This is a genomic window from Brevundimonas sp. G8, from assembly GCF_902506205.1.
Lineage (GTDB): Bacteria > Pseudomonadota > Alphaproteobacteria > Caulobacterales > Caulobacteraceae > Brevundimonas.
On the sequence record NZ_LR732816.1, the window covers coordinates 2016367 to 2036552 of the forward strand.

Below are 20186 nucleotides of genomic sequence, written 5' to 3' on the forward strand. Positions count from 1 at the left end.
AGCCGGAACCGCGACGCGGTTCCTTCCGAAACGATCAGGCTCTACGCGCGCTTCCTGACGAAGACCGTCCCGGCGGAATAGCCGGCGCCGAAGCTGCAGATCAGGCCCGTGTCGCCCGGGGCGAACCCGTCGTTGTGCAGATGGAATGCGATGATCGACCCGGCCGACGAGGTGTTGGCGTAGTCGTCCAGGATGATGACGTTCTCGTCCGCCGAGGGCTCACGCCCCAGCACCTTTTTGCCGATCATCGTATTCATGTTGATGTTCGCCTGGTGCAGCCACAACCGCTTCAGGTCGTGCGGATCAAGGCCCAGTTCGCCGCCGTGATCCACGATCATGTCCGACACCATCGGCACCACGTCGCGGAAGACCTTGCGGCCCTGCTGGATGAACAGCTTGTCGTTCTGCACGCTGTCGTCGGCGGCCGGTGTGTCCAGATGCGCGGTGTCGCGCGCGTTGCGGTTCAAAAAGCCGAAGTTGTTGCGGATATTGTTCGAGAAGGTCGTCTTCAGCCGCGTGCCCAGCACGTCCCAGCCGCCCGGTCCCGCCGTCTCTGACGATTCCACGATCACCGCCGTGGCTACGTCGCCGAAGATGAAATGGCTGTCGCGGTCGGTGAAGTTCAGGTGGGCCGAACAGACCTCGGGGTTGACCATCAGCACGGCCTTGACCGAGCCGCCGGCGATGAAGTCCGTCGCCGTCTTGATGCCGAATGTCGCCGAGCTGCACGCCACGTTCATGTCGAAGGCGAAGCCATCGATGCCCAGGGCCTGCTGCACCTCGATGGCCATGGCGGGATAGGCGCGCTGCATGTTCGACGCGGCGCACAGGACGGCGCCGATCTCCGAGACCGGCTTGCCCCAGGCCTCGATCGCCTGACGCGCCGCCTTGACCGCCATCTCGGCCAGGATCGAGATCTCGTCGTTGGAGCGTTCGGCAAGGTTCGGAGCCATCCGCTCGGGATCGATGATCCCGGCCTTGTCCAGCACGAACCGGCTCTTGATGCCCGACGCCTTCTCGATGAACTCGGGCGAGGAGTGGGCCTTGGCCTCCAGTTCGCCGGCCTCGATCTGTGCGGCGTGGCGGGCGTTCCAGCCGTCGGCCCAGGCGTTGTAGCTGTCGACCAGCTCGGCGTTGGAGACCGACTGCTCGGGGGTGAAGAGGCCGGTGGCGGCGATGACGGCTTTGGACACGGGAAGCGGGTTTCCTTTACGAACCCCCTTAATAGGACGGCGGCGGCCTGCGGTCGAGACTAGCGATTATACCCGCAGCCCAGCGCTGGATCTGACCGCGCGGCGCCTTGGGCGTGGGCTGGTCGCGCGCCGCGATCAGGGCCTGGACCAGGTCTTCCGCTTCGCAGGGCCATCCCGAGGGCGTGACATAGATCGGATAGTGGATCAGTGCGGCCAGGATCAGGTGATCCACCGTCGCCCGGCGCTTCCGACGCGCAAACGCCAGCCGGTCGTCGGTCAGCCCCCATCCGGCATAGAAGGGCCGCCCATAGACCGACACGGCCTTGCCCCGCATCAGGGCCTCAAACCCGGTCAGGGAGGTCAGGGTGGCCACCCGGCGACAGGCGTTCAGGCAGTCGACGATGTCCAGTCCATCAGCGCTGGCGTCCACCGAGGCCATGGCCGACGCATCCAGCCGCCCCGGCCGGTTGCCCGCCAGCACATCGGGGTGATTGCGATAGATCAGGAAGGCGTCGGGATGATCGGACCGCGCGGCCTCGACCAGGGCCGAGTTGGTGGCCAGGTCCGGCTCGCACCCCAGCAGGATCGACTTGTCGTTCTCGACCTGGCCGACGACCAGCAGGATTTCGCGATCGACAGGCCAGCCGGCCGGCGCCTGGCCCTTCAGATTGTATTTCGACAGCCCGGCCTGGACGATGCGCGCGCCCAGCGCTGCGGCGCGCGCCAGCTGCTCCGGCGTGGCGTCCGTCGTCTCGATCAGGGTCTCCAGCCGCGACGGACGCGACGGGTCGTAATAGACGCCCTGGTCGTCCAGGGCGACCGACAGGGCCCCGACGAAATCCGACCCCAGGCCGCGCGAGCGGATGAAGCCGTCCTCCATCCGAACGGTGGGGCCGTCGAATGCGGCGGCCGCCTGACGCGTCGCCTCGCTCTCCTTGCCCGCCCACCAGATCAGCCGGCCGTTCGTCGCGGTCGCATGGGCGGCGGCCCGCGACGGCGACATGAAGTATCGCATCGTCGCCTTGGGCGAATTCAGCAGGCGGCGCACCGGCGGCCGCTTGGCCGGCGCGAACCCCACCGCCGACCACGACCCCGCCAGCCGGTCGGCCCGGTCGCGCAGCGCAATCAACCGCTCCACGGCTTGTTCGGCCTCGCAACCGTAGCCCGTCACCGGATCGACATAGCGGCTGTAGGCGATCAGGGCGGCGGCGGCGACCTGTTCGATCGATCGCGCAGCGCCCCGGCGTCCGGTCTGGACCGCATCGGTCGTCAGGCCCCAGCCGGAATAGAAGGGCCCCCCGAAACAGCGCACCGGCAGGCCGCGCAACAGCGCCTCGAACCCCAGGGCCGAGGTGACGCAATAGACCGCATCCACCGCCGCCAGCAGGTCGGCGGGCCGCACGTCCGTATCGACCAGGGTGACCCCGGCCAGGTCGGTCACGCAGCCGCGCTTCTTGCCCGCCGCCACCGCCGGGTGGCGTTTGACAATCAGTTGGGCGTCCGGCTCGTCGCGCCGGGCGGCGGCGATCATGTCGTCGAAGCTCTGCTGCGTCGCCAGACCATGGGCAATGGAGGCGTCGCCGAAGGTCTGGTCCACGATCAGCAGACGCCGACCGGGCTTCAGCAGGCCCGGATCCAGCGGCCCGCCCATGTTTGTCTTGGACACGCCCGAGGCGACGATCCGGTCGATCAGCCCCCGCGTCCGGGCGGTCATGGCGACGTCGCACCAGTCGTCGGCCGTCTGGATCAACTGCTCCAGCCGGCTGGGCCGCGTCGCATCATAATAGACGCCCAGATCGTCGACGATCAGGCTCAGGCTGGTCGCCCCCGCCTCGCCGATCCCGACCGACCGCAGAAACCCGTCCTCCAGCGCCACATAGGGCCGCCCGTTCTTCTCGGCCCACCTTCGCCCCGCCGCCGCCGTCGGCTTCATCCCCCAGCCGAGCACAGCCTCAACCTCGTCCCCCGGCAGGCGACGCAGGTTGTAGTCGGGCAGGAAGACGTCGAGAAAAGGGACCTTCAGCACGCCGGGCGCGCAGACCCAGGCCGAGATTTTCGAAGACGTGTCGGCAGGTAGGGTCAAGGCGGGTCCGCTGAGTTTCGACGCGAGGTTTAGGGCGGTTGCGTAAAGGCGGCTAGGGTCCACACCCGTCTCCTCCCCATTTCATGGGGAGGTGGCTCGAAGCGCAGCGGAGAGACGGAGGGGTTCTTCACCGCATCACAGGCGCCTGTGGGACTTCAAGAGCCCCTCCACCACGCTTTGCGCGGTCCCCCTCCCCAGGATGTGGGGAGGAGACGGTGTTCAGCCTTCCGCCCGCGTCAGCAGCGCCTTAGCCTGCTCCAGATGCAGCCGCTCGACCATCGCCCCGTCCACGCGGATCGCGCCCTGGCCTTCGACATCCGGCTGCGCAAAGGCCGCCACAACCGCGCGGGCCTGGGCGATCTCGGCGTCCGACGGCGAGAAGGCGGCGTTGGCCCCCGCGATTTGGGACGGATGGATCAAGCTCTTGCCGTCGAACCCGTACAGCCGCCCCTGCAATGCCTCGGCCGCCAGGCCGTCCGCATCGTCGATCCGGTTGAACACCCCGTCGATGGCCAGCAAGCCATTGGCCCGCGCGGCGGCGACCAGCATGGCCAGCCACGGCTTGAACGGTTCGCGATCCGGCGACGCTCCGGTCCCTAGCGCCTTGGCCAGGTCGTTGACCCCCAGCATCAGCCCATCCAGCGCCCCGTCTGCGGATGCGATGTCGCCAAGCGCCATCAGGGCGCGCGGCGTCTCGATCATGGCCCACAGGGCGCAGCCCTTGCCCAGGCCGGCGGACAGGGCGTGGACCGCCTCGGGCGTCTCCACCTTGGGCGCGACCACCAGCGTGGCCCCCGCCGCCTTCATCGCCGCCAGATCGTCCAGGCCCCATTCGGTGTCCAAGCCATTGATCCGCACGCCCAGGCGCGGCCCGAACCCGCCTTCCCGAACCGCCTCGACGGCGGCGGCGCGCGCATCGGCCTTGGCCTGTGGCGCCACCGCATCCTCCAGGTCCAGCACGGCGACATCGCAATCCAGCGTCCGCGCCTTCTCGATCGCCCGCGCATTGGAGGCGGGCAGATAAAGGACGCTGCGGACCCGGTCGCTTCGCATCAGACGCGGCCCGTGACGGGGATCAGGGCGCCGGTCATGGCGCGGCTCTCGGGCGAAGCTAGAAACAGGATCACCGCCGCCAGATCGGCCGACGCGACCCAGGTCGCCGGATCGGCGTCGGGCATGTCCTTGCGGTTGGCGGGGGTGTCGATGATGGAGGGCAGGACGGCGTTGACGGTGACGCGGGTGGTCTTCAGCTCTTCCGCCAGCGCCTGGGTCAGGGCGTGGACCCCGGCCTTGGCGGCGCCATAAGGCCCCATGCCGGCGCCGACCTTCAGCGCGGCGGCCGATCCGACATTGACGATCCGTCCCTCGGGCGAGGCCTTCAGCGCGTCCAGTGCGGCGCGGCTTGCGTTGACGGCGGTGGTGACGTTCAGGGCGTACATCCGATCCCAGGTCGGTTCCGCGTCGTCGGTCGTCTGCCAGACGAAGCCGCCGGCGATGTTCAACAGGGCGTCCAGCCGCCCGAACCGGGCGATGACCGCATCGACGGCCCCTTGCGCCTGGCCCGCATCGGTCAGATCGACCCCGCCGACCTCCAGCACGCCCTGCGGCACAGGGTGGCCCGCGGCATGATCGATGACGGCGACCTGCCAGCCGGCCTTCAACGCCGCCTCCAGCACCGCGCGGCCCAGGACGCCATGCCCGCCCGTGATTGCGACTGTCCGCTGTGTCATCCGTTCCTCCATGTCGCCGGGGACCATAGAGCCGGGCGCGGCGCGATCAACCTGCCGCGAAAACCTTCGCCATCAACCGTTCCAGCGCCGCCTGATCCTCGGTATCGAAGGCGGAGGGCGTCGTCGCATCCACGTCCAGCACCGCGATCAGTGCGCCCGAGGCGTCCAGCACCGGAACCACGATCTCGCTGGCCGAGCGGCTGTCGCAGGCGATGTGACCCGGAAAGGCGTGAACGTCCTCGACCAACTGCGTCGTGCGCGTCGCCGCCGCCGTCCCGCACACCCCGCGCCCGAACGCGATCCGCAGACACCCCAGCGTCCCCTGATATGGCCCGACCACCAGCTCGTCCGCCTTGTCCGGCGCCACCACATAGAAGCCGGTCCAAAAGTAATGCGCGAACGCATCCGCCAGCATCGAGGCTGCGGTCGCCATCCGCGCCGTCACGTTCGGCTCCCCCTCCAGCACGGCCAGGATTTCCTCCTCGACCTCCAGATAGCGCGCGGCCTTGTCCGAGGGACGATCGGTGCGAGCGACATAGGCCATGGGAGGACTCCGGGAGGGACAGGCTGGCGATATAGGCGAGCGCCCAGGCAAAGGGGAGGGGGCGACGCCATCGATCGATTTCGCCACACCGGGAACCCGTCGCGTCAGCCCCGTGTTGGCGGCTGGAAACCACGACGGAGCCGCACCGTGACATCGACCTCATCCAGATCACTCAGCCTGATGGCGACGCTAATATTATCGGCCGCCACCGCCGCCTGTGGTCAGGAAACAAGCGCGCCGAACTCTGCAGCCGATCCTCCGCCGCAGCAGGCTCCGCTCGCACCGACTTCATCCCCGACGCCCGCTCAGCCTCCGGCCAAGACTGATGCTGGCCATGAAGCGTCTGCATCCGCGCCCGCGCCGCCGGCCTCCTCGCGGCGCAAGTGCTATCTCGCCGTCGATGCCAAGGTCCTTGTCGATGAGCCGTGCCTGGTCTTTCCGTTCGGAGACGGCGGCTACACCCTGAACGCCTGGTCGGAGGGCAAGCCGAAGAACTCGCATTTCGCCGTTGTCGTCCTCAACGCCGACGGATCCGGGGCCGCGACCTGGAATGCCGATCCCGACGACGACAAGGCCGGCGATCCTCTGGGGACCGTCCGACTACGCGGCGATTGCTGGGTGAACGACCGGGCACGCATCTGCGTCAGCTGATCAACTTTTTACAGGAGGTGGTGTCGGGACCGTCTAAGACCGTCTTAGTCGACCATGGGGAGAGGAACATGCGGATGATCAGCCGATGGGGTCTGGTGGCATTGGCGCTGGCGCTGAGCGCCCCGACACTGGCCGAGGCGCTGGATCAGGAGTGCGGGGATGTCGCCAGGATCGTGGACCGAGCCTACCCCAACGCCGTCGCGCAAGGCGAGCGCGCTGTGCGTGTAGGCAACCGCACCCTGACGCTTCCCTCCGCGTCGTCCATTGATCCTCACGCCATGGTTTGTCGGCGCTGGCGTGGCCAGCCGGGCTGGTGTTGGTGGCCGTTCCGCTCATCGCCGAGGTCGGATCAGACTCAACCACGGGCGATCTGGATATCCTAGTCGTCGATGAAGCCACCGGAACGCCGCGCCAACGTCGTCGCCTTGCCCATGCCATGGATGACGACGCCGTTCGGATATCCAGCGTCGCGTTCGACACCGCCGCCTATCGCCTTGAGCCGGATCGACTGGCGTTCGGCGTGAGACGCGAATGGGCGGGGAGTTCACGTCCCAACCCGTTCCATGAGACGACGCTGTCCCTGTACGAGGTGCGAGGCGGCGGGCTTGCGCCCGTCCTCGAAAATCTGGTGGTCTTCCGCAGCGCCGGGGAATGGGATTTGTCCTGCGCCGGCCAGGCCGCCGTGACCGAGCGCATCCTGCGAATGATCCCCGGCCCGCATGGGCAGGACATTTCTGTGCTGGAGCGCCGGACACACAGCACTTCGAGCGAAACCAAGAGCGGAGAGTGCCGCACGGCAGACCGACCCGAGGCGCCCCGCACGATCCGCCTTCCATTCGACGGTGAGCGGTACGTTGTGCCTCAAACTCTCAAGAGAGGCTGACCGAGTGCAGCAAGCGCCAAGCTCGAACGTTCCTGGCGCAACCGAAGTGGTCTCAACACAGGGATTGTCGGCACCGCCTAAAAGTGGCTCAACCAATCCCTGAAAAACCGCTCAATTTCTTTGACTACCACTTAGTCAACCACTCAACGGTGCCTCAGTCGCATCTTGCATCGTTTCACGGCGCTAAGGCCTAACATTAAGCGCTTAGCATGTGCCACTCGCCAAACTCTGCGGCAGAGCCCCGCTGCTGACCTGCCATTTCGTGCGCTTGGTGAACTGAGAGGTGTAAAGCAAAAATCACCCTAATGCTGTCAGACGCTCGACTGGTCAGGATGGAGCGCAATGCAATCTGATCACCCACCGCCCAACATGCCAAAATGCAGGTTAAGGTTGTGTTGGGGGCGGATTGTGGGCATACAGATATTCATGCCCGATTTAAGTTCGCGGATTCCTCATGTCGTAGATAGAGCCGTCGGGGCTCGCGTCGTTACTCGCAGGCTCGCGCTTGGCATCAGCCAGAAGGTGCTCGCGCAGGACATCGGAGTGAGCTTCCAGCAGGTTCAAAAGTACGAGAGCGGGAAAAATCGGATATCGTCGTCTAGGCTTTCGAAGATTGCCGCCGCTCTCGATGCGCCGATGATCTATTTCTTTGAAGGTCTTCCGACCGGCGCCGACACCCATATCGACCAACCAGTCGTCACGCCTTGGGCGAACGAACTGATCACGCTGGAGTCGAACCTTCCTGCTAGCGCACGCAAGCTTATACTGAAAATGGCCCGGCAGCTCGCAACGCCAGACTTTACTGCAGGCTAGCCCACGAGACGGGGAGGCGCTCTGCCGGTGTCCGGGCAGGACAGACCGAGAACCGAGATGTCAGCCTCACCAAGCTTGAGCCCCAAAACGTCGAGGATGGGCGAGATCGCGCCGTCCAGCACCGGCCCCAACGGGGCGAGGAGATTGCCGACGGCCGATGCAAGGCCGCCAAGTGGCAGGCCGATCACGTCGAGTTCGAGACGCTGCAGGAGAGTGGTCACGAGGCCTGTCGCCAAGTTCCGGCTCTTCACGGTCTTGATCCGTCGTTGGGCGATATCGTCGGCGCTGAAGACAATGGACTGGGGCGCGACGTCCGCAACCTCGATGTCCGCCTTGCCCTTCACCGTCACCACCCCCAGCACGGCGGCGAGGGTCGCCTTGACCGGTACGACAGGCGTCTGGAAATCGTCCAGGCGCGTTTCGTCCACCGCACCCACCATGGCGCGCGCCAGACCTGGCCGTGCCAAGACGCGCACGGAGCGCGCCGGCGTGCAGCTCAGCCTTTCGAGCCGGGCTTCGGCGGGCGCCAGTTCGATCAGGATCGGCAGATTGATCTGGGCCAGACCTGACAATGACTGCGCCGTTCGCGTCCGAAGGTAGAGCCGCGCCTGGGCCGTGCGCAGGACGGGGTCGCCGCGCGCGGTGACGGCGATCCAAGGCGAGGTGTTCGGACGCTCGCCAATCGCCAGCGTCGCCTTGAGATCCGCGACGCCGGCCTGGGCGCCGAGCTTGAGATCGATCTGCCGGTCGCCGCCTGCGATTTCCGCGATGGCCATGACGAGATCCAGCGCGCTGACTTGGGCGTCCAAGCCTTCCCGCAGTCCCTGCCGGGCGTCGACCTCGGCGCCGATCAGGCGATCGACCTTGAGGTCCAGGCCGGCCGCCGCCGCAGTCAACCGTCCCAAGGCGCCGCCGTCGCGTCCGCCCGCCAGCGCCTTCACCACGCCGAGCGCGTCTCCGGCGTCCACTTGCGTCGCCAGAAGATGATCGTAGTCGCCCACGGTCACGCCCGCCTTGGTCGCCAGGGCGTCCGAGAACTGAAGCAGATTGACGTCCAGATCCGCCAGGGCGCGGTAATCCATCACGCTCAACGAGACCTGGCTGCCCAGCAGACCGCTCAGCACCTGATTGGCGACCCCTCCATCCAGCCTCGCCAGTCGCGAGCCGAGGCTGATCATCGCCTTCGGCGTCTGCGGCGCAGCAGCCGTCGCCTGGCGGGTGACCAGCACCTCGTCGCGGCCGAGTAGCCAGCGGCTGAAATAAACCGGCGCCTTGGCGGTGACCGTCACGCGCGCGGCGTCGATCTCGGATGCGCCGGCTTCGAAGCGGTCGGCCGGCTTTCGTGCAGGATCAGGCACATACCGGCCTGTTTCAGTCCCGATCACGCGGACGTTGGTGAGATTGAGGGCGACCGTCGTCCTGGCGGCCGCGTCGGCGCCATCAAGGCGCTGTGCGGCGGCCAGGGCCGCAAGATCTGCCGCCCCCTGCACCTTGCGTGCATGCAGGGCCAAGGCGCCGAGATCGACGGCGATCGCGGCCGCCAGACAGGCGAGGGCTGCACCAAATGCGCTGATGACGGCGACGCCGCCGTGCGCGTTCGCCCAGATCGATCGACGGTCCATGTCAGGGCGTTCCGATCTGGATGGCGGCCGAGCGGGCGATCCTCTTCGGCGGCTGCGGGAGAAAACCGCCGATAAGAAGCAGGGGATGGTTACTCAGGTCATAGGCGACGACGACCCGGAGCGCGGACTGGTCGATGCGCACTTCCGAGGACAGTCGCTCCGCCTGAAGGCCCATATCGCGTCCACGGGATTGGACCACCGCCTGCGCTAGGCGTGATCGTTCGGCCGCATCAAGGCCCGCGATGCCCGCGCGGGCGCCTTCGGCCGCCAGAGACTGAACCGACTGAGCGCTCAGGAACCAGAACCCGTAGACGACGATGGCGATCAGAATGGCGAGGAACAGAGGCCCCACGAGCGCGAACTCGACAGCAGCGGAGCCTTCACGGGACGGACGACGGGCGGATCGGATCATCGGCGCATTTCCTACACGCCTAGGTTATCTCATAGACTCGTATAACGAGTCGTTACGCTTTCAGGTTGCAATCCATGTCCGCTTCGATCCCGGTTCAAACTGACGACGCGGAGGGCTGATGGGCAGCAGTTCCCCAACCGCGGGGACACTCCAAGGCAAAGCGGTTTCGCCTGCCCGGCGCCGCCCCTCACCCGTGATCCTGCTCGATATGGGCGACGACGGCTTCAAGGTCCTGCTTGAGATCCTGATCTTCGGGCTCCTCCACATTGTAGCGCCACATTTCGACGGCCTCGAGCACCTCCGCGTGGTCAGCAGCATTCAACCATGTGAGTCGTAAGGGCGGCAGCACCGCGTCGAACTGCGGGTAGCACCCTCTGAACGCCTCGAGATTGGCGGCGTACAGGGATTGCGCCAGCCCTTCCGGCGTTTGACCCGGAGAGAGGCTGACGGCTCGCGTCTGCGCATCGGTGGCGATCAGGCTGTACGCCCTCGAGTCCAAAATCGTGACCGACATGGTCAGCCGACGGCGCGAAGGGCGGGTGTCGCCTGGCTCTCGATCCAGTTGATGACCCGTCCGACGGCCTGGACGTCCAGTTCGTCCGGGCGGCCGCCATGCCGCAGGTTCTCCAGAGCTGTCGCCAACACCATTCCGGCGTCCTCTGATCCCAAGGGTCTGTGTTTCAGAATGATCAACTCGAGGCGTTCGAGGTGATCGCTGTCGTCTGTTTCGACGGCGTCTCGCCGCGCCGCAAAGGCGGCGCCGATCATTTGAATTCTGGCAGCCATCAGGCCCTCCCCCTTTAAAACAGCCAAGAGATGTATGGATCTACTTTCCACAGGTTTAGGTTGCTCCTAAACGGTTAATGCTCTCTTTAAGCGCGGGGCTTGGGGGGGTGGCCCCGGACGTCTTCGCCGTCCGACTGATCGCCTGGAAGCTCACACGATTGGCGACTGCGGTACGGGCAACCCCGACGTCGTTACAAAACCGCTTGTCGATCGCTTACCCGCCACCCAATAAGACGGCGGCGCGCGAGACGATGGGCTTAGCGCCGGCCTACCGATCGGGGCAACAGGTCGCGATCGACGAAGCTGACGACCTTGGTCCCGGCGACGACCAGATGATCGATCAGGTTGATGTCGAGGGCTGCGGCGGCGCGACCGATCTGCGCGGTGATGTCGAGGTCCGACTTGGAGATAACGTCACTGCCCGAGGGATGATTGTGCACGAGAATCAGACCGCTGGCGGATAGCTCGAGGGCTCGTCGAACGACCTCCCGACTGTAGACAGGCGCGTGAGCGACCGTGCCCTCCGCCAAGGTCTCCAGAGCAATCAGTTGGTGCGCCTGGTCAAGGAAGAGGACTAGGAACTTCTCGCGGGGCTCCGACGCCAGGAGGGCGCGAAGATAGGTACGCAACGACGACGCATTGGCCAGAACGGGTCTGGCGGCGATGTCCGTAAAAAGGATGCGACGCCCGAGTTCCCGGGCCAGCTTCAGGTGAAGGGCGGCGGAGGACGAGACGCTGCGCGACGTCGTGCTCTGCGCGTTCGGCACGATCTGCTGAAGGCTCGGCAGAGACGCCGACAACACCCCGCCAAGATGTCCGAATCGGTGAAGCAGATGATCTGCGCGATCGGCGGAATCGGCGTCGAGCGTGCCGTGATACAGAAACAGGGTGAGAAGCTCGGCGTCGGTGAGGATCTCAAGCCCCTGCGCCATGGCGCGCTGTTCGAGGGGATGGTCGCCGATGGCCGTCACGTCCCGTCCCTGGACAAACAGGCCGGACACCGCCCCGTGAGAATCCCGCATCGGCTCGTAGGAAATGTCCAGACGGCGTTTGGCGGGCTGACCTTCCGGCGCGTCGTCGAACCTAGCCGGCTTGTCTCGCATAAAGACCGGCTCGCCGGTCATAAAGGCTTTACGCGGCGCGTCGGCGAAACCCTGGTCGTTCAACTCAGGGAAGACGTCCGCCCGCGCCTTGCCGATGAGCCCCCGGTCGCCGAAGGCCTCGCGATGCGCGGCATTGACGAACTCGAAGATGTGGTCCGGACCGCGAAGCACCGCGATGAAACTTTTCATGCTCGCCGCCGCTCCGCAATTTCTGCGTCGCACAAAGCTCGCCTCGACTCTGGACACTGTCAACCCAGAGTATTGCCTCTATCCTAGGGCATAACGTAGAGTTGAGACTGCAACGAGGGCACGACCTCAGTCGGCGTCTTCACCGGCGAGGACCCGAACGAAGTCCAGAGCGAGTTTCTGCTTGCGGATCGACAGCTGGGGGACCAGTCGCGACAGTTCGATCGCGGACCGGGTCGTCTTGGTCGTGTGCTCGAATGCGGCAGCCTGATCCTCGGCCACACCCCCTGCATCTTGCGCGAAATCCTCGAAGAAATGACTGATATCGACGGCCAGAAATCGGGAGATGTCCCAGAGTTTGGACGCGGATATTCGGTTCGTCCCCTTCTCGTACTTCTGCACCTGCTGGAAGGTCAGCCCTATGGCGCGACCGAGGTCTGACTGGCTGAAGCCGCGGTGCAGGCGCAGCGCCGCGACTCGTCGACCGACGTGGCGATCGACCGGATGAGGTCCACCGACGGAGGGTTTGGTCGTCGTCATGCTGCTCCTAGCTTATAATTCGCCAAGCTGCGGGAAACCTTAACCTAGACTGTGGCGGCGCCATGTCCGGGCCTAAGTACACCTTCTTCTGAGGACGTCAGCGGATGAACCGAGAAGACCTAATCGAGGCGTTGCAATCGTTTGAGCAGAGGCAGGTGCTCGAAGGCATTGAGCATCTGTATCTGTTCGGATCGTTTGCACGTGGCCAAGCGACCTCCCGGTCCGACGTCGACATCGCTTTCGACGTAAGGCCCGAGTTTGAGTTGAAGTTCTCGCTGATCGACCAGTGACGAATTCAGCGAGAAATCTCAGCATCATTGAACCGCAAGGTCGATTTTGTGGAGCGAGCCTATCTGCGCCCCCGCATCGGCGGCTCGCGACATGGTTTGCATCTTTTGACCACTCGTTCAGATCCTCAGACCTCACGGTCCCACCTAGCTTACCGATCGCGCGAAAACGGCCGATGGCGGGCCACAATGCCGTCCTAGCGGATCGATGGTTGTCTGCGTCGGCTATGATTGAGGGGAGCGTAGGATTGCACCCTTCTGGCTCTCACTTCCTTCTCAACAATTCGCTCCAACTCGTCGCGCTTGTGAAAACCGCGACCTAGCGACGATTTGAGATCGTAGGCCTCAAGGTGTCGCCACAGATGCCGGGGCATCACACCCAAACGCGCTGCGGCCTCTCTGGTGTTCATCCAGGCCTCGCTGAACTCCTCAACTTCACGTCGCCGGTATCTGGTCCGCTCTTCTGGAATTGGGAGGAGATGGCCCTTTTCGAGGAGATAGCTGATCTCCACAGCTGAGCAGTTCAGGTACGACGCGGTCTCACCAGGCGAGAGCCAGTTGCGAGCGGAGCCTTTGTATTGGTTAGATTCAAAACCAAACCAAGGAGCTGACGAGGGGCCACCCATTATGATGGTGCGCGCTACCGCTGTGTATATTGCCAAGGTCGGCTCTCCGCCGAGCCCCACGTTGATGGGCCCGCCGGGGAGACTTCCATCAAGCCATGCGCCCAAAACCGGCCCCCAAGGCTTCTCTCGTCCGCCTACACCAAGGAATGCGTCTCGAAGTCGGCTCCAGCCTTCGGCGCCAAGGCGGTGCGGTACCCTGTCGAACCGGGTCAGGAATGGGTGCGCGGATTTGGCAGTGAGAAGTTTTCCGCCCTTCAAGATTTCAACTGCGGGGTCCAGACGGTCCTCGAGATGGTCTAGCGCGACAAGCTGTTCGACTGCGATTTCGGGCAGATCGGTCATCGACTGAAACCATCGATACGACACCGCCGAATCGCAGGCCGTCTGAAGTGAACGGATGTCGCCTTCGGCAAATAGACTGACTTCGTATCGTGCGCGCCGGGATCGGATTGGCGCGAGAAGTTTGGCTTCCACCAACTGCTTGAGAGCACCCGGCGTGACGCCTAGCTCATATGCTGCGCCCTTTGAGCTCATTTCTCCCGATGTCTGCCGACTTCGACCGACATCGATGGTCGGACGGTTGTGGACGCTCACATTGATGCAGGTCAGCTCCGCGCGCACGATCGGTACGTTCGAGTTATGAGCAATGCGTCGCAGGGCGAAATGAAACGCAGTTCGATCGCCTGAATCATATCTGAAACACCGCTCAGCCGGCTATCAGCGCCCGTACGGTCTACTCGGCCTTGTCGCTGTTTCCCGACCTTTACGAGGAAGGCAATATCCCGGAAGACTTCGCACTGCTCTCCGTGCGAGCCTAAACTCTACGAACTGAGTGGAACCGGATGCTGAGCCACCCTTAAGTGGTTTTGAGCCACTTCTAAGTGGTCCCGACAAGGATTGGTAGGCCCGGAGGGACTCGAACCCCCAACCAGACCGTTATGAGCGGTCGGCTCTAACCATTGAGCTACAGGCCCCCAAGGCGCGCCTCGGCGGAAGGGGTCTCGCCTAGCAGGCGCGGGCGCGGCTTGCCAAGCGGGGGCGGGCAAGAAGGCGATCTTTCGGCGAATTCACGAAGATGAACGGAAACTGCCAAGCCTCACGGGCGTTCGTTCAGGCGAGCACGGCCAAGGTCGTTGCAACGGATCGGCGAACGCGCCGTCCTGGATCGCTTACGGAGAAGACCGCATGACCCGCACACTGGCCGCCCCGATGAAAGCCGTGTCCTTCAAGACCCTGGCAATGGGTGGAGCCGTCGCCGCCGCCGCCTTCCTGGCCGCCGCCACGCCGCGCGCGATGGCCCAGACCGCTGAACCCTCGATGGGAGCCATGCACATGATGCAACCCGCGCCGTCCCTGAACCTGTCGGCCTATGGCGAGGTCAAGGCCGCGCCCGACATGGCCACCATCACCTTCGGCGTCCAGACCGAGGCGGTCACCGCTCAGGAAGCCATGCGCGACAACGCCACGCAGATGACGCGCGTCGTCGCCGCCCTGCGCCGCGCCGGCATCGCAGAGCGCGACATCCAGACCTCGGGCCTGAACCTGTCGGCGCAATATGACTATGTACAGAACGAACCACCCAAGCTGCGCGGCTATCAGGCGGTCAACCGCGTGACGGTGGTCATCAACGACCTGACCAAGGTCGGCACGACGGCCGACGCCGTGGTCGCCGCCGGCGTCAACCAGATCGACGGCATCAGCTTCGGCCTGAAGGATCCGACGGCGGCCGAGAACCAGGCGCGCCAGCTGGCCGTGCGCAACCTGCAGGCCAAGGCCCAGCTGTACGCCCAGTCGCTGAACGTCCAGCTGTCGGGCATTCGCAACCTGACCGAAGGCGGCGGCTATACGCCCCAGCCGCCGATGCCGATGTTCGCCGCCCGCGCCATGTCGATGGACCGCGCCGAAAGCACCCCGGTCGCCGCCGGCGAACTGACGGTGCGGATCGACATCACGGGCGTCTACGACATCGCCCGCTGATCTGATCGGCGGAAACGAAGAAAGGCCCGCCGGCGACGGCGGGCCTTTTTGTTGTTCGGTGGGGCGCTGAGAGCCCCTCCACCGCTTCGCGGTCCCCCTCCCCACGAGGTGGGGAGGAGACGCGGCTAGGCGTGTTTGATCTCGTTGGCGTCGTCCAGCAGGACCACGTTCGGGTTCCACTGGCGGGCTTCTTCCTGGGGCATCTGGCCATAGGTGACCACGATCACCTTGTCGTTCTTCTGGACGAGGCGGGCGGCGGCGCCGTTGACGCCGATCACGCGCGAGCCGCGCGGGGCCTCGATGGCGTAGGTGGTGAAGCGCGCGCCATTGGTGATGTTCAGCACATCGACCTGTTCGTGCGGATAGATGCCCGCCGCGTCCAGCAGGTCCATGTCGATGGCGATCGATCCCTCATAGTCGAGATCGGCCTGGGTCACCGTCGCACGGTGCAGCTTGGACTTCATCAGGGTGACCAGCATCGCCCGGTCTCCAAATATACGCGGGGCGCAGGCCCTCGCTCTCAGGACGCTCATATAGGGATTTCCGAGCCCCGCATCAATCGGGGCGCCGCGCCGCAGCAAACGGGTTGCGGGTGCGAACGGGCGGTTGCGGGCATATTGCGCGAGCTTCATTTGACGACGGCCCACGGCCCCCTATGCTGGCGCGGCCATTTCCGGCCTGCGAGCGCGCGTTTCCTAATCCGATGAAGCAATTCTTCCTGACGGTCCTTGGTGTCTTCACCGGGTTGATCCTGTTCGTCGTCGTCATTCCCGTGGTGCTGCTGACCGTCGCCATCGCCTCGTCGTCCAAGCCGACGACGCCGGCGAACACGGTGCTGGAACTGGATCTGCGCGGCGGCATCAGCGACCAGCCGTCGTCCAATCCGTTCGCCGCCTTCGGCGGTTCGGGACTGGCCCTGACCCAGGTCGTGGACGGCCTGCATCAGGCCCAGGGCGACAAGAGCGTCAAGGCCCTGCTGATCCGCCTGCCGGAAAGCGGCATGACGCCCGCGACCGCCGACGAACTGCGCCAGGCCATCCATCGCTTCCGCAACTCGGGCAAGCCGGTCATCGCCCACAGCCAGGGCTTCGCGCCGTCGGGCGCGGTGATGTCCACCTATATGGTCGGGGCCTCGGCGTCCGAACTGTGGATGCAGAACACAGCCGGCTTCCAGGCCACGGGCTTCTCGGCCGACAGCCTGTTCCTGGGGCGCGCCTTCGAGAAATACGGCGTCAAACCGAACTTCGAACAGCGCTACGAGTATAAGAACGCCGTCAACGAATACACCCAGAGCGACTATACCGGCCCGCACCGCGAGGCGATGACCGCCTGGATGACGTCCATCTACGACAGCGCCCTGGCCAACGCCGCCAGGGATCGCAAGACCACGGCGCCGGCGCTGAAGACGATCATCGAGGCCGGTCCCTATTCGGCGCCGCAAGCCTTGGCCAACCGCCTGATCGACAAGGTTGGCCAGGTCGAAGAGGCCGAGATCGCCGTCAAGGCGCGCGCCGGCAAGGGCGCCGAGATCGTCGAGTTCGGCAAATACGCCAGCCAGCAGGGTGAGCGCACCGGCTCCGGCAAGAACGCCATCGCCATCGTCGGCGGGGAGGGGGCCATCGTCACCGGCCGCGGCGGCGGCGGAAGCTTCGGCGGCGGTTCCTCGATCCACTCCGACGACACGGCCGAGGCCATCTACGACGCCATCGAGGACAAGAGCGTAAAGGCCATCGTCTTCCGCGTCTCGTCGCCCGGCGGCTCGCCCGAGGCCTCGGAACAGATCCTGGCCGCCGTGCGCGCGGCGCGCGCGGCGGGCAAGCCGGTGGTGGTGTCCATGGGCGCCTACGCCGCCTCGGGCGGTTACTGGGTCAGTTCGGAGGCCGACTGGATCGTGGCCCAGCCCTCGACCCTGACCGGCTCGATCGGCGTGTTCGGCGGCAAGTTCGTGCTGGCAGACGCGCTGGGCCGGTTCGGCGTCGACATGCGCGAGCTGACGGTGGGCGGCCCGTACGCCGACGCCTTTTCGCCGACGCAGGAGTTCACGCCGGAGCAGCGCGCGGCCTTCTCCGGCTCGATGGACCGGATCTACGACGACTTCATCGCCCGCGTCGCGACGGGCCGCAAACTGTCGCCCGACCGCGTGCGCGAAATCGCCAAGGGCCGCGTCTGGACCGGAGCCCAGGCCCTGCCTCTAGGCCTGGTCGATCAGCTGGGCGGCGTCACCGAGGCGGTGAACAAAGCCCGCGAACTGGCCAAGATCCCGTCCAGCGAGCCCGTCCGCTTCAAGCATTTCCCCAAGCAGCAGTCGCCGTTCGAGGCCCTGTCGGAAATGTTCGGCGTCCAGACTGAGGCGGCCAAGGCCCTGGTCATGCTGGGCGGCGTCATGGCCGATCCCCAGGCCCAGGCCGTGATGCGCCGTGTCGAAAGCGACCGGATGCGCGGCGAGGGCGCGGTGGTCCTGGCCGACCAGCCGATCTTCTGAAGGACCGCGCCGCACGCGACCGTGCGTCGCGGTCCATTGACCGCAGGCCCCGATGGACCGACATTGCATGTCAGGCGTTCCTCGGATCGCCTGAAAGGATGATCCATGTTCCAGCCTGAACGTCTCGCCACCATCGGTTTCACCGCGCGCCGCCGTCCCAACGGCCTCGTGGCCTCCGTCATGTGGGTCGCCGGCATGATCGCCGCCGTCTGCGCCATGGCCGTCGGTGCGGTGCTGGCCGTCGTCACTGCCGCAGCGGTGGCCGTGATCGCCCTGATCGCTGGCGTGCTGGTCTTCCTGGTCGGCCTGGTCATGCGGACCCGTCGCAACACGACCCCGCGCCGCCGCAACGGCGATCCCGACCTGATCGAGGCGCACAAGGTGGACGGCGCCTGGGTCGCCTATGGCTGGGAACGCAACGGCCGCTGAGCCGGCGCTTCCCATGATCGATTTCATTGACGCGCCTTCGCCCAACTTCGACGCGCGCCGTGCGCCGCCCGACATGCTGGTGCTGCACTATACGGGCATGCAGACGGGCGAGGCCGCTTTAGCGCGTCTGCGCGACCCCGACGCCAAGGTCTCGGCCCACTATCTGGTCGAGGAAGACGGCCGCATCTTCCAGCTGGTCCCGGAGGAGCGCCGCGCCTGGCACGCCGGTCGCGGCGTCTGGCAGGGCGAGGACGACTGCAACGCCGCCTCCATCGGCATCGAGATAGTCAATCCGGGCCACGAGTTCGGCTACCGCGCCTTTCCAGAGGCCCAGGTCGCGGCGCTCATCGCCCTGATCGACGACATCCGCAGTCGCTGGAGCATTCCAGACAACCGCATCATCGCCCATTCCGACCTGGCGCCGGATCGCAAGACCGATCCCGGCGAACTCTTTCCCTGGAAGCAACTGGCCGAGGCCGGCCATGGCCTGTGGTTCGAACCGGCCCCCGAACGGATCCAGGCCCTGGGCGGCCTGCTGCAAAAGGGTGACCAGGGCATCGGCGCCATGGTCCTGCGCGCGGGCCTGCACCGTCTGGGCTATGGGCTGAAACCCGGCGGCGACTATGACGCCGAGACCGAAACCGCCGTCCGCGCCTTCCAGCGTCACTGGCGGCCGACCCGCGTCGACGCCGTCGCCGACGGCGAAACCCGCGCCCGCCTGGTCGGCCTGCTCCAACTCGCCAGCGCTGAGAGCGTCACGGGCGTGCTGAACTAGAGGTCCGCGCGGTCCTGGAAGGGGCCGAAGACTCTGATGATCGAAATGGTGCGGTGCCCATCGTCGATCCGATACAGGATGCGATGGCCCTCGACGGGGCGTTCTCGAACGCCTGACGTTTGACTCTCGGGCCATCGGAACGGCGTGAACTGCAATTCGACGATGGCGCGCGTGATGCGGGCGGATCGCAAGCGCGCCTTCAGGCCGCTGCCGGGCTGATACAGCCAACGCCGTACCGCGAGCAGATCGACGCGCGCTCGAGCGGTAAAGATGACCTGATAAGGGCCGCTCATTCAGCTGAGGTTGGGTTCTTCGAGGTCTTCGCCAGCCGCCCAGCGATCCAGCCATTCCAGGGCTTCGTCGCCGGAAATGACGCGCCAGGCGGCGATGTCCGCGTCGGCTTCGGCGATGCGCGCACGTTCCCAGGTCAGGCGGCGCTCACGCTGCTCCGCGCTTTCCTGATCAGCGATGTTGGAGGCGGGTTCGGCCATGCATGGACCATAGCCCATTTCGCCTGCCGCCGCATCCGTTGGTTGACCTCGGCGGCAGGGCGGCGCATCTAGCGCGCGCCAGACGGCTGGGCGGTCGCGGCAGGGTTCGCCCTTGTCGAGGAAAGTCCGGGCTCCACGGTGAAAAGGCGGCGGATAACTTCCGCCCGGGGCGACCCGAGGGATAGCGCCACAGAAAGCAAACCTCCGGCCTCGCGAGGCCGGTAAGGGTGAAAGGGTGGGGTAAGAGCCCACCGCGTGCCTGGCAACAGGGACGGCATGGCAAGCCCCGCCTGGAGCAAGACCAAATAGGGACATCGCGCGGGGTTCGCCTCGCGGGGCTCACCGCCTCAGATGTCCGGGTAGGTCGCGAGAACCGTTCAGCAATGGACGGTCCAGAGGAATGATCGTCGCCGATCCAGGCCTCGGCCTCGGAGCGGAACAAAACCCGGCTTACAGGCCGTCTGGCATACTTTTCTGAGGGCCTATCGCGCTTCGCGCTGCTTGAGGCCGATTTTTCCTGGGCCTATCGGCCTTCATCCGACTTGAGGGCCGTTGGGTGGGGCTTCCCGCCCG

At 65.7% G+C, this 20186-nt stretch carries 23 protein-coding genes, 1 tRNA gene and 1 other RNA gene; 9 read left to right on the forward strand and 16 right to left on the reverse strand.

The genetic code is table 11. From position 1 onward, the window contains the following. Window positions 1-41 precede the first annotated feature (41 nt). The 5 genes from CHRYSEO8AT_RS09855 to CHRYSEO8AT_RS09875 form a co-directional block, all read right to left on the reverse strand. Complete coding sequence (locus tag CHRYSEO8AT_RS09855) at window positions 42-1193, reverse strand: beta-ketoacyl-ACP synthase III (protein WP_201304402.1); 1152 nt, start codon at window positions 1191-1193, stop codon at window positions 42-44. Window positions 1194-1221: 28 nt separating this feature from the next. Then, window positions 1222-3276: a capsular polysaccharide biosynthesis protein gene (locus tag CHRYSEO8AT_RS09860; RefSeq protein WP_236547498.1), complete on the reverse strand. Its 2055-nt coding sequence runs from the start codon at window positions 3274-3276 to the stop codon at window positions 1222-1224. A 219-nt stretch (window positions 3277-3495) separates the two neighbouring features. Continuing rightward, window positions 3496-4329: a CoA ester lyase gene (locus CHRYSEO8AT_RS09865; RefSeq protein WP_159849580.1), complete on the reverse strand. Its 834-nt coding sequence runs from the start codon at window positions 4327-4329 to the stop codon at window positions 3496-3498. Then, on the reverse strand, window positions 4329-5006 hold the full coding sequence (locus CHRYSEO8AT_RS09870) for an SDR family NAD(P)-dependent oxidoreductase (RefSeq protein ID WP_159849582.1): 678 nt from the start codon (window positions 5004-5006) through the stop codon (window positions 4329-4331). The genes CHRYSEO8AT_RS09865 and CHRYSEO8AT_RS09870 overlap by 1 nt, the downstream gene beginning before the upstream one ends. 46 nt (window positions 5007-5052) lie before the next feature. Continuing rightward, window positions 5053-5550: a GAF domain-containing protein gene (locus tag CHRYSEO8AT_RS09875; RefSeq protein WP_159849584.1), complete on the reverse strand. Its 498-nt coding sequence runs from the start codon at window positions 5548-5550 to the stop codon at window positions 5053-5055. Window positions 5551-5730: 180 nt separating this feature from the next. On the opposite strand from CHRYSEO8AT_RS09875, the gene CHRYSEO8AT_RS09880 reads away from it, so the two are divergent. From CHRYSEO8AT_RS09880 to CHRYSEO8AT_RS09890, 3 genes are all read left to right on the forward strand, one after another. Further along, entirely contained in the window at window positions 5731-6201 is a 471-nt protein-coding gene (locus CHRYSEO8AT_RS09880) for a hypothetical protein (protein ID WP_159849586.1), read from the forward strand. A gap of 283 nt (window positions 6202-6484) precedes the next feature. Then, the gene (locus CHRYSEO8AT_RS09885; protein ID WP_159849588.1) at window positions 6485-7084 is read left to right on the forward strand and encodes a hypothetical protein; all 600 of its coding nucleotides are present in this window, start codon (window positions 6485-6487) and stop codon (window positions 7082-7084) included. 426 nt (window positions 7085-7510) lie between these two features. Beyond that, on the forward strand, window positions 7511-7897 hold the full coding sequence (locus tag CHRYSEO8AT_RS09890; RefSeq protein WP_236547499.1) for a helix-turn-helix domain-containing protein: 387 nt from the start codon (window positions 7511-7513) through the stop codon (window positions 7895-7897). Here the strand turns inward: CHRYSEO8AT_RS09890 and CHRYSEO8AT_RS09895 are convergent. The 6 genes from CHRYSEO8AT_RS09895 to CHRYSEO8AT_RS09920 form a co-directional block, all read right to left on the reverse strand. Further along, the gene (locus CHRYSEO8AT_RS09895) at window positions 7894-9519 is read right to left on the reverse strand and encodes a TadG family pilus assembly protein (RefSeq protein ID WP_159849592.1); all 1626 of its coding nucleotides are present in this window, start codon (window positions 9517-9519) and stop codon (window positions 7894-7896) included. The two genes, CHRYSEO8AT_RS09890 and CHRYSEO8AT_RS09895, sit on opposite strands and share 4 nt — an antisense overlap. Window position 9520: 1 nt before the next feature. Next, window positions 9521-9931 carry a TadE family protein gene (locus CHRYSEO8AT_RS09900; RefSeq protein ID WP_159849594.1) on the reverse strand — a complete coding sequence of 137 codons (411 nt, stop codon included), beginning with the start codon at window positions 9929-9931 and terminating at the stop codon, window positions 9521-9523. Between the two features lie 187 nt (window positions 9932-10118). Beyond that, a complete protein-coding gene (locus CHRYSEO8AT_RS09905) occupies window positions 10119-10445 on the reverse strand; it encodes a hypothetical protein (protein WP_159849596.1) in 327 nt (108 codons plus the stop codon). 2 nt (window positions 10446-10447) lie between these two features. Continuing rightward, window positions 10448-10717 carry a hypothetical protein gene (locus CHRYSEO8AT_RS09910; protein WP_159849598.1) on the reverse strand — a complete coding sequence of 90 codons (270 nt, stop codon included), beginning with the start codon at window positions 10715-10717 and terminating at the stop codon, window positions 10448-10450. Between the two features lie 257 nt (window positions 10718-10974). Beyond that, window positions 10975-12009 carry a DNA repair protein RadC gene (gene radC, locus CHRYSEO8AT_RS09915; RefSeq protein ID WP_159849600.1) on the reverse strand — a complete coding sequence of 345 codons (1035 nt, stop codon included), beginning with the start codon at window positions 12007-12009 and terminating at the stop codon, window positions 10975-10977. Window positions 12010-12135: 126 nt separating this feature from the next. Then, complete coding sequence (locus CHRYSEO8AT_RS09920) at window positions 12136-12546, reverse strand: helix-turn-helix domain-containing protein (protein ID WP_159849602.1); 411 nt, start codon at window positions 12544-12546, stop codon at window positions 12136-12138. 104 nt (window positions 12547-12650) lie between these two features. Between CHRYSEO8AT_RS09920 and CHRYSEO8AT_RS09925 the strand changes: the two genes are divergently transcribed. Next, window positions 12651-12836 carry a nucleotidyltransferase family protein gene (locus tag CHRYSEO8AT_RS09925; RefSeq protein WP_159849605.1) on the forward strand — a complete coding sequence of 62 codons (186 nt, stop codon included), beginning with the start codon at window positions 12651-12653 and terminating at the stop codon, window positions 12834-12836. 194 nt (window positions 12837-13030) lie between these two features. Here the strand turns inward: CHRYSEO8AT_RS09925 and CHRYSEO8AT_RS09930 are convergent, their stop codons facing one another. Together CHRYSEO8AT_RS09930 and CHRYSEO8AT_RS09935 are read right to left on the reverse strand one after the other, a co-directional pair. Then, window positions 13031-14080: a hypothetical protein gene (locus CHRYSEO8AT_RS09930; RefSeq protein ID WP_159849607.1), complete on the reverse strand. Its 1050-nt coding sequence runs from the start codon at window positions 14078-14080 to the stop codon at window positions 13031-13033. Window positions 14081-14357: 277 nt separating this feature from the next. After that, a tRNA-Ile gene (locus tag CHRYSEO8AT_RS09935) sits at window positions 14358-14433 on the reverse strand. A 211-nt stretch (window positions 14434-14644) separates the two neighbouring features. On the opposite strand from CHRYSEO8AT_RS09935, the gene CHRYSEO8AT_RS09940 reads away from it, so the two are divergent. After that, window positions 14645-15436 carry an SIMPL domain-containing protein gene (locus CHRYSEO8AT_RS09940; RefSeq protein ID WP_159849609.1) on the forward strand — a complete coding sequence of 264 codons (792 nt, stop codon included), beginning with the start codon at window positions 14645-14647 and terminating at the stop codon, window positions 15434-15436. A gap of 125 nt (window positions 15437-15561) precedes the next feature. Here the strand turns inward: CHRYSEO8AT_RS09940 and panD are convergent, their stop codons facing one another. Further along, window positions 15562-15915 (reverse strand): aspartate 1-decarboxylase, encoded by a 354-nt coding sequence (panD, locus tag CHRYSEO8AT_RS09945; protein ID WP_159849611.1) that lies wholly within the window; start codon window positions 15913-15915, stop codon window positions 15562-15564. A gap of 224 nt (window positions 15916-16139) precedes the next feature. On the opposite strand from panD, the gene sppA reads away from it, so the two are divergent. The 3 genes from sppA (at window position 16140) to CHRYSEO8AT_RS09960 (ending at window position 19122) form a co-directional block, all read left to right on the forward strand. Next, window positions 16140-17918 (forward strand): signal peptide peptidase SppA, encoded by a 1779-nt coding sequence (sppA, locus tag CHRYSEO8AT_RS09950; protein WP_159849613.1) that lies wholly within the window; start codon window positions 16140-16142, stop codon window positions 17916-17918. Window positions 17919-18023: 105 nt separating this feature from the next. Further along, entirely contained in the window at window positions 18024-18347 is a 324-nt protein-coding gene (locus tag CHRYSEO8AT_RS09955; protein ID WP_159849615.1) for a hypothetical protein, read from the forward strand. Between the two features lie 13 nt (window positions 18348-18360). Beyond that, complete coding sequence (locus CHRYSEO8AT_RS09960) at window positions 18361-19122, forward strand: N-acetylmuramoyl-L-alanine amidase (RefSeq protein WP_159849617.1); 762 nt, start codon at window positions 18361-18363, stop codon at window positions 19120-19122. Here the strand turns inward: CHRYSEO8AT_RS09960 and CHRYSEO8AT_RS09965 are convergent. Both CHRYSEO8AT_RS09965 and CHRYSEO8AT_RS09970 read right to left on the reverse strand, forming a co-directional pair. Further along, the gene (locus CHRYSEO8AT_RS09965; RefSeq protein WP_159849619.1) at window positions 19119-19415 is read right to left on the reverse strand and encodes a type II toxin-antitoxin system RelE/ParE family toxin; all 297 of its coding nucleotides are present in this window, start codon (window positions 19413-19415) and stop codon (window positions 19119-19121) included. The two genes, CHRYSEO8AT_RS09960 and CHRYSEO8AT_RS09965, sit on opposite strands and share 4 nt — an antisense overlap. Then, window positions 19416-19613 carry a hypothetical protein gene (locus CHRYSEO8AT_RS09970; RefSeq protein WP_159849621.1) on the reverse strand — a complete coding sequence of 66 codons (198 nt, stop codon included), beginning with the start codon at window positions 19611-19613 and terminating at the stop codon, window positions 19416-19418. A gap of 78 nt (window positions 19614-19691) precedes the next feature. Here CHRYSEO8AT_RS09970 and rnpB point away from each other — a divergent pair. Then, an RNA gene (gene rnpB, locus CHRYSEO8AT_RS09975) (RNase P RNA component class A) lies at window positions 19692-20082 on the forward strand. The last annotated feature ends 104 nt before the right edge of the window (window positions 20083-20186 follow it).

What these genes read in the sequence shown, in the direction of transcription:
- CHRYSEO8AT_RS09865 (WP_159849580.1), bottom strand. Translation starts at nt 4,329, where the DNA reads ATGCGAAGCGACCGGGTCCGCAGCGTCCTTTATCTGCCCGCCTCCAAT.
- CHRYSEO8AT_RS09870 (WP_159849582.1), bottom strand. Translation starts at nt 5,006, where the DNA reads ATGACACAGCGGACAGTCGCAATCACGGGCGGGCATGGCGTCCTGGGC.
- CHRYSEO8AT_RS09875 (WP_159849584.1), bottom strand. Translation starts at nt 5,550, where the DNA reads ATGGCCTATGTCGCTCGCACCGATCGTCCCTCGGACAAGGCCGCGCGC.
- CHRYSEO8AT_RS09880 (WP_159849586.1), top strand. Translation starts at nt 5,731, where the DNA reads ATGGCGACGCTAATATTATCGGCCGCCACCGCCGCCTGTGGTCAGGAA.
- CHRYSEO8AT_RS09890 (WP_236547499.1), top strand. Translation starts at nt 7,511, where the DNA reads ATGCCCGATTTAAGTTCGCGGATTCCTCATGTCGTAGATAGAGCCGTC.
- CHRYSEO8AT_RS09895 (WP_159849592.1), bottom strand. Translation starts at nt 9,519, where the DNA reads ATGGACCGTCGATCGATCTGGGCGAACGCGCACGGCGGCGTCGCCGTC.
- CHRYSEO8AT_RS09900 (WP_159849594.1), bottom strand. Translation starts at nt 9,931, where the DNA reads ATGATCCGATCCGCCCGTCGTCCGTCCCGTGAAGGCTCCGCTGCTGTC.
- CHRYSEO8AT_RS09905 (WP_159849596.1), bottom strand. Translation starts at nt 10,445, where the DNA reads ATGTCGGTCACGATTTTGGACTCGAGGGCGTACAGCCTGATCGCCACC.
- CHRYSEO8AT_RS09910 (WP_159849598.1), bottom strand. Translation starts at nt 10,717, where the DNA reads ATGGCTGCCAGAATTCAAATGATCGGCGCCGCCTTTGCGGCGCGGCGA.
- radC (WP_159849600.1), bottom strand. Translation starts at nt 12,009, where the DNA reads ATGAAAAGTTTCATCGCGGTGCTTCGCGGTCCGGACCACATCTTCGAG.
- CHRYSEO8AT_RS09920 (WP_159849602.1), bottom strand. Translation starts at nt 12,546, where the DNA reads ATGACGACGACCAAACCCTCCGTCGGTGGACCTCATCCGGTCGATCGC.
- CHRYSEO8AT_RS09925 (WP_159849605.1), top strand. Translation starts at nt 12,651, where the DNA reads ATGAACCGAGAAGACCTAATCGAGGCGTTGCAATCGTTTGAGCAGAGG.
- CHRYSEO8AT_RS09940 (WP_159849609.1), top strand. Translation starts at nt 14,645, where the DNA reads ATGACCCGCACACTGGCCGCCCCGATGAAAGCCGTGTCCTTCAAGACC.
- panD (WP_159849611.1), bottom strand. Translation starts at nt 15,915, where the DNA reads ATGCTGGTCACCCTGATGAAGTCCAAGCTGCACCGTGCGACGGTGACC.
- sppA (WP_159849613.1), top strand. Translation starts at nt 16,140, where the DNA reads ATGAAGCAATTCTTCCTGACGGTCCTTGGTGTCTTCACCGGGTTGATC.
- CHRYSEO8AT_RS09955 (WP_159849615.1), top strand. Translation starts at nt 18,024, where the DNA reads ATGTTCCAGCCTGAACGTCTCGCCACCATCGGTTTCACCGCGCGCCGC.
- CHRYSEO8AT_RS09960 (WP_159849617.1), top strand. Translation starts at nt 18,361, where the DNA reads ATGATCGATTTCATTGACGCGCCTTCGCCCAACTTCGACGCGCGCCGT.
- CHRYSEO8AT_RS09965 (WP_159849619.1), bottom strand. Translation starts at nt 19,415, where the DNA reads ATGAGCGGCCCTTATCAGGTCATCTTTACCGCTCGAGCGCGCGTCGAT.
- CHRYSEO8AT_RS09970 (WP_159849621.1), bottom strand. Translation starts at nt 19,613, where the DNA reads ATGGCCGAACCCGCCTCCAACATCGCTGATCAGGAAAGCGCGGAGCAG.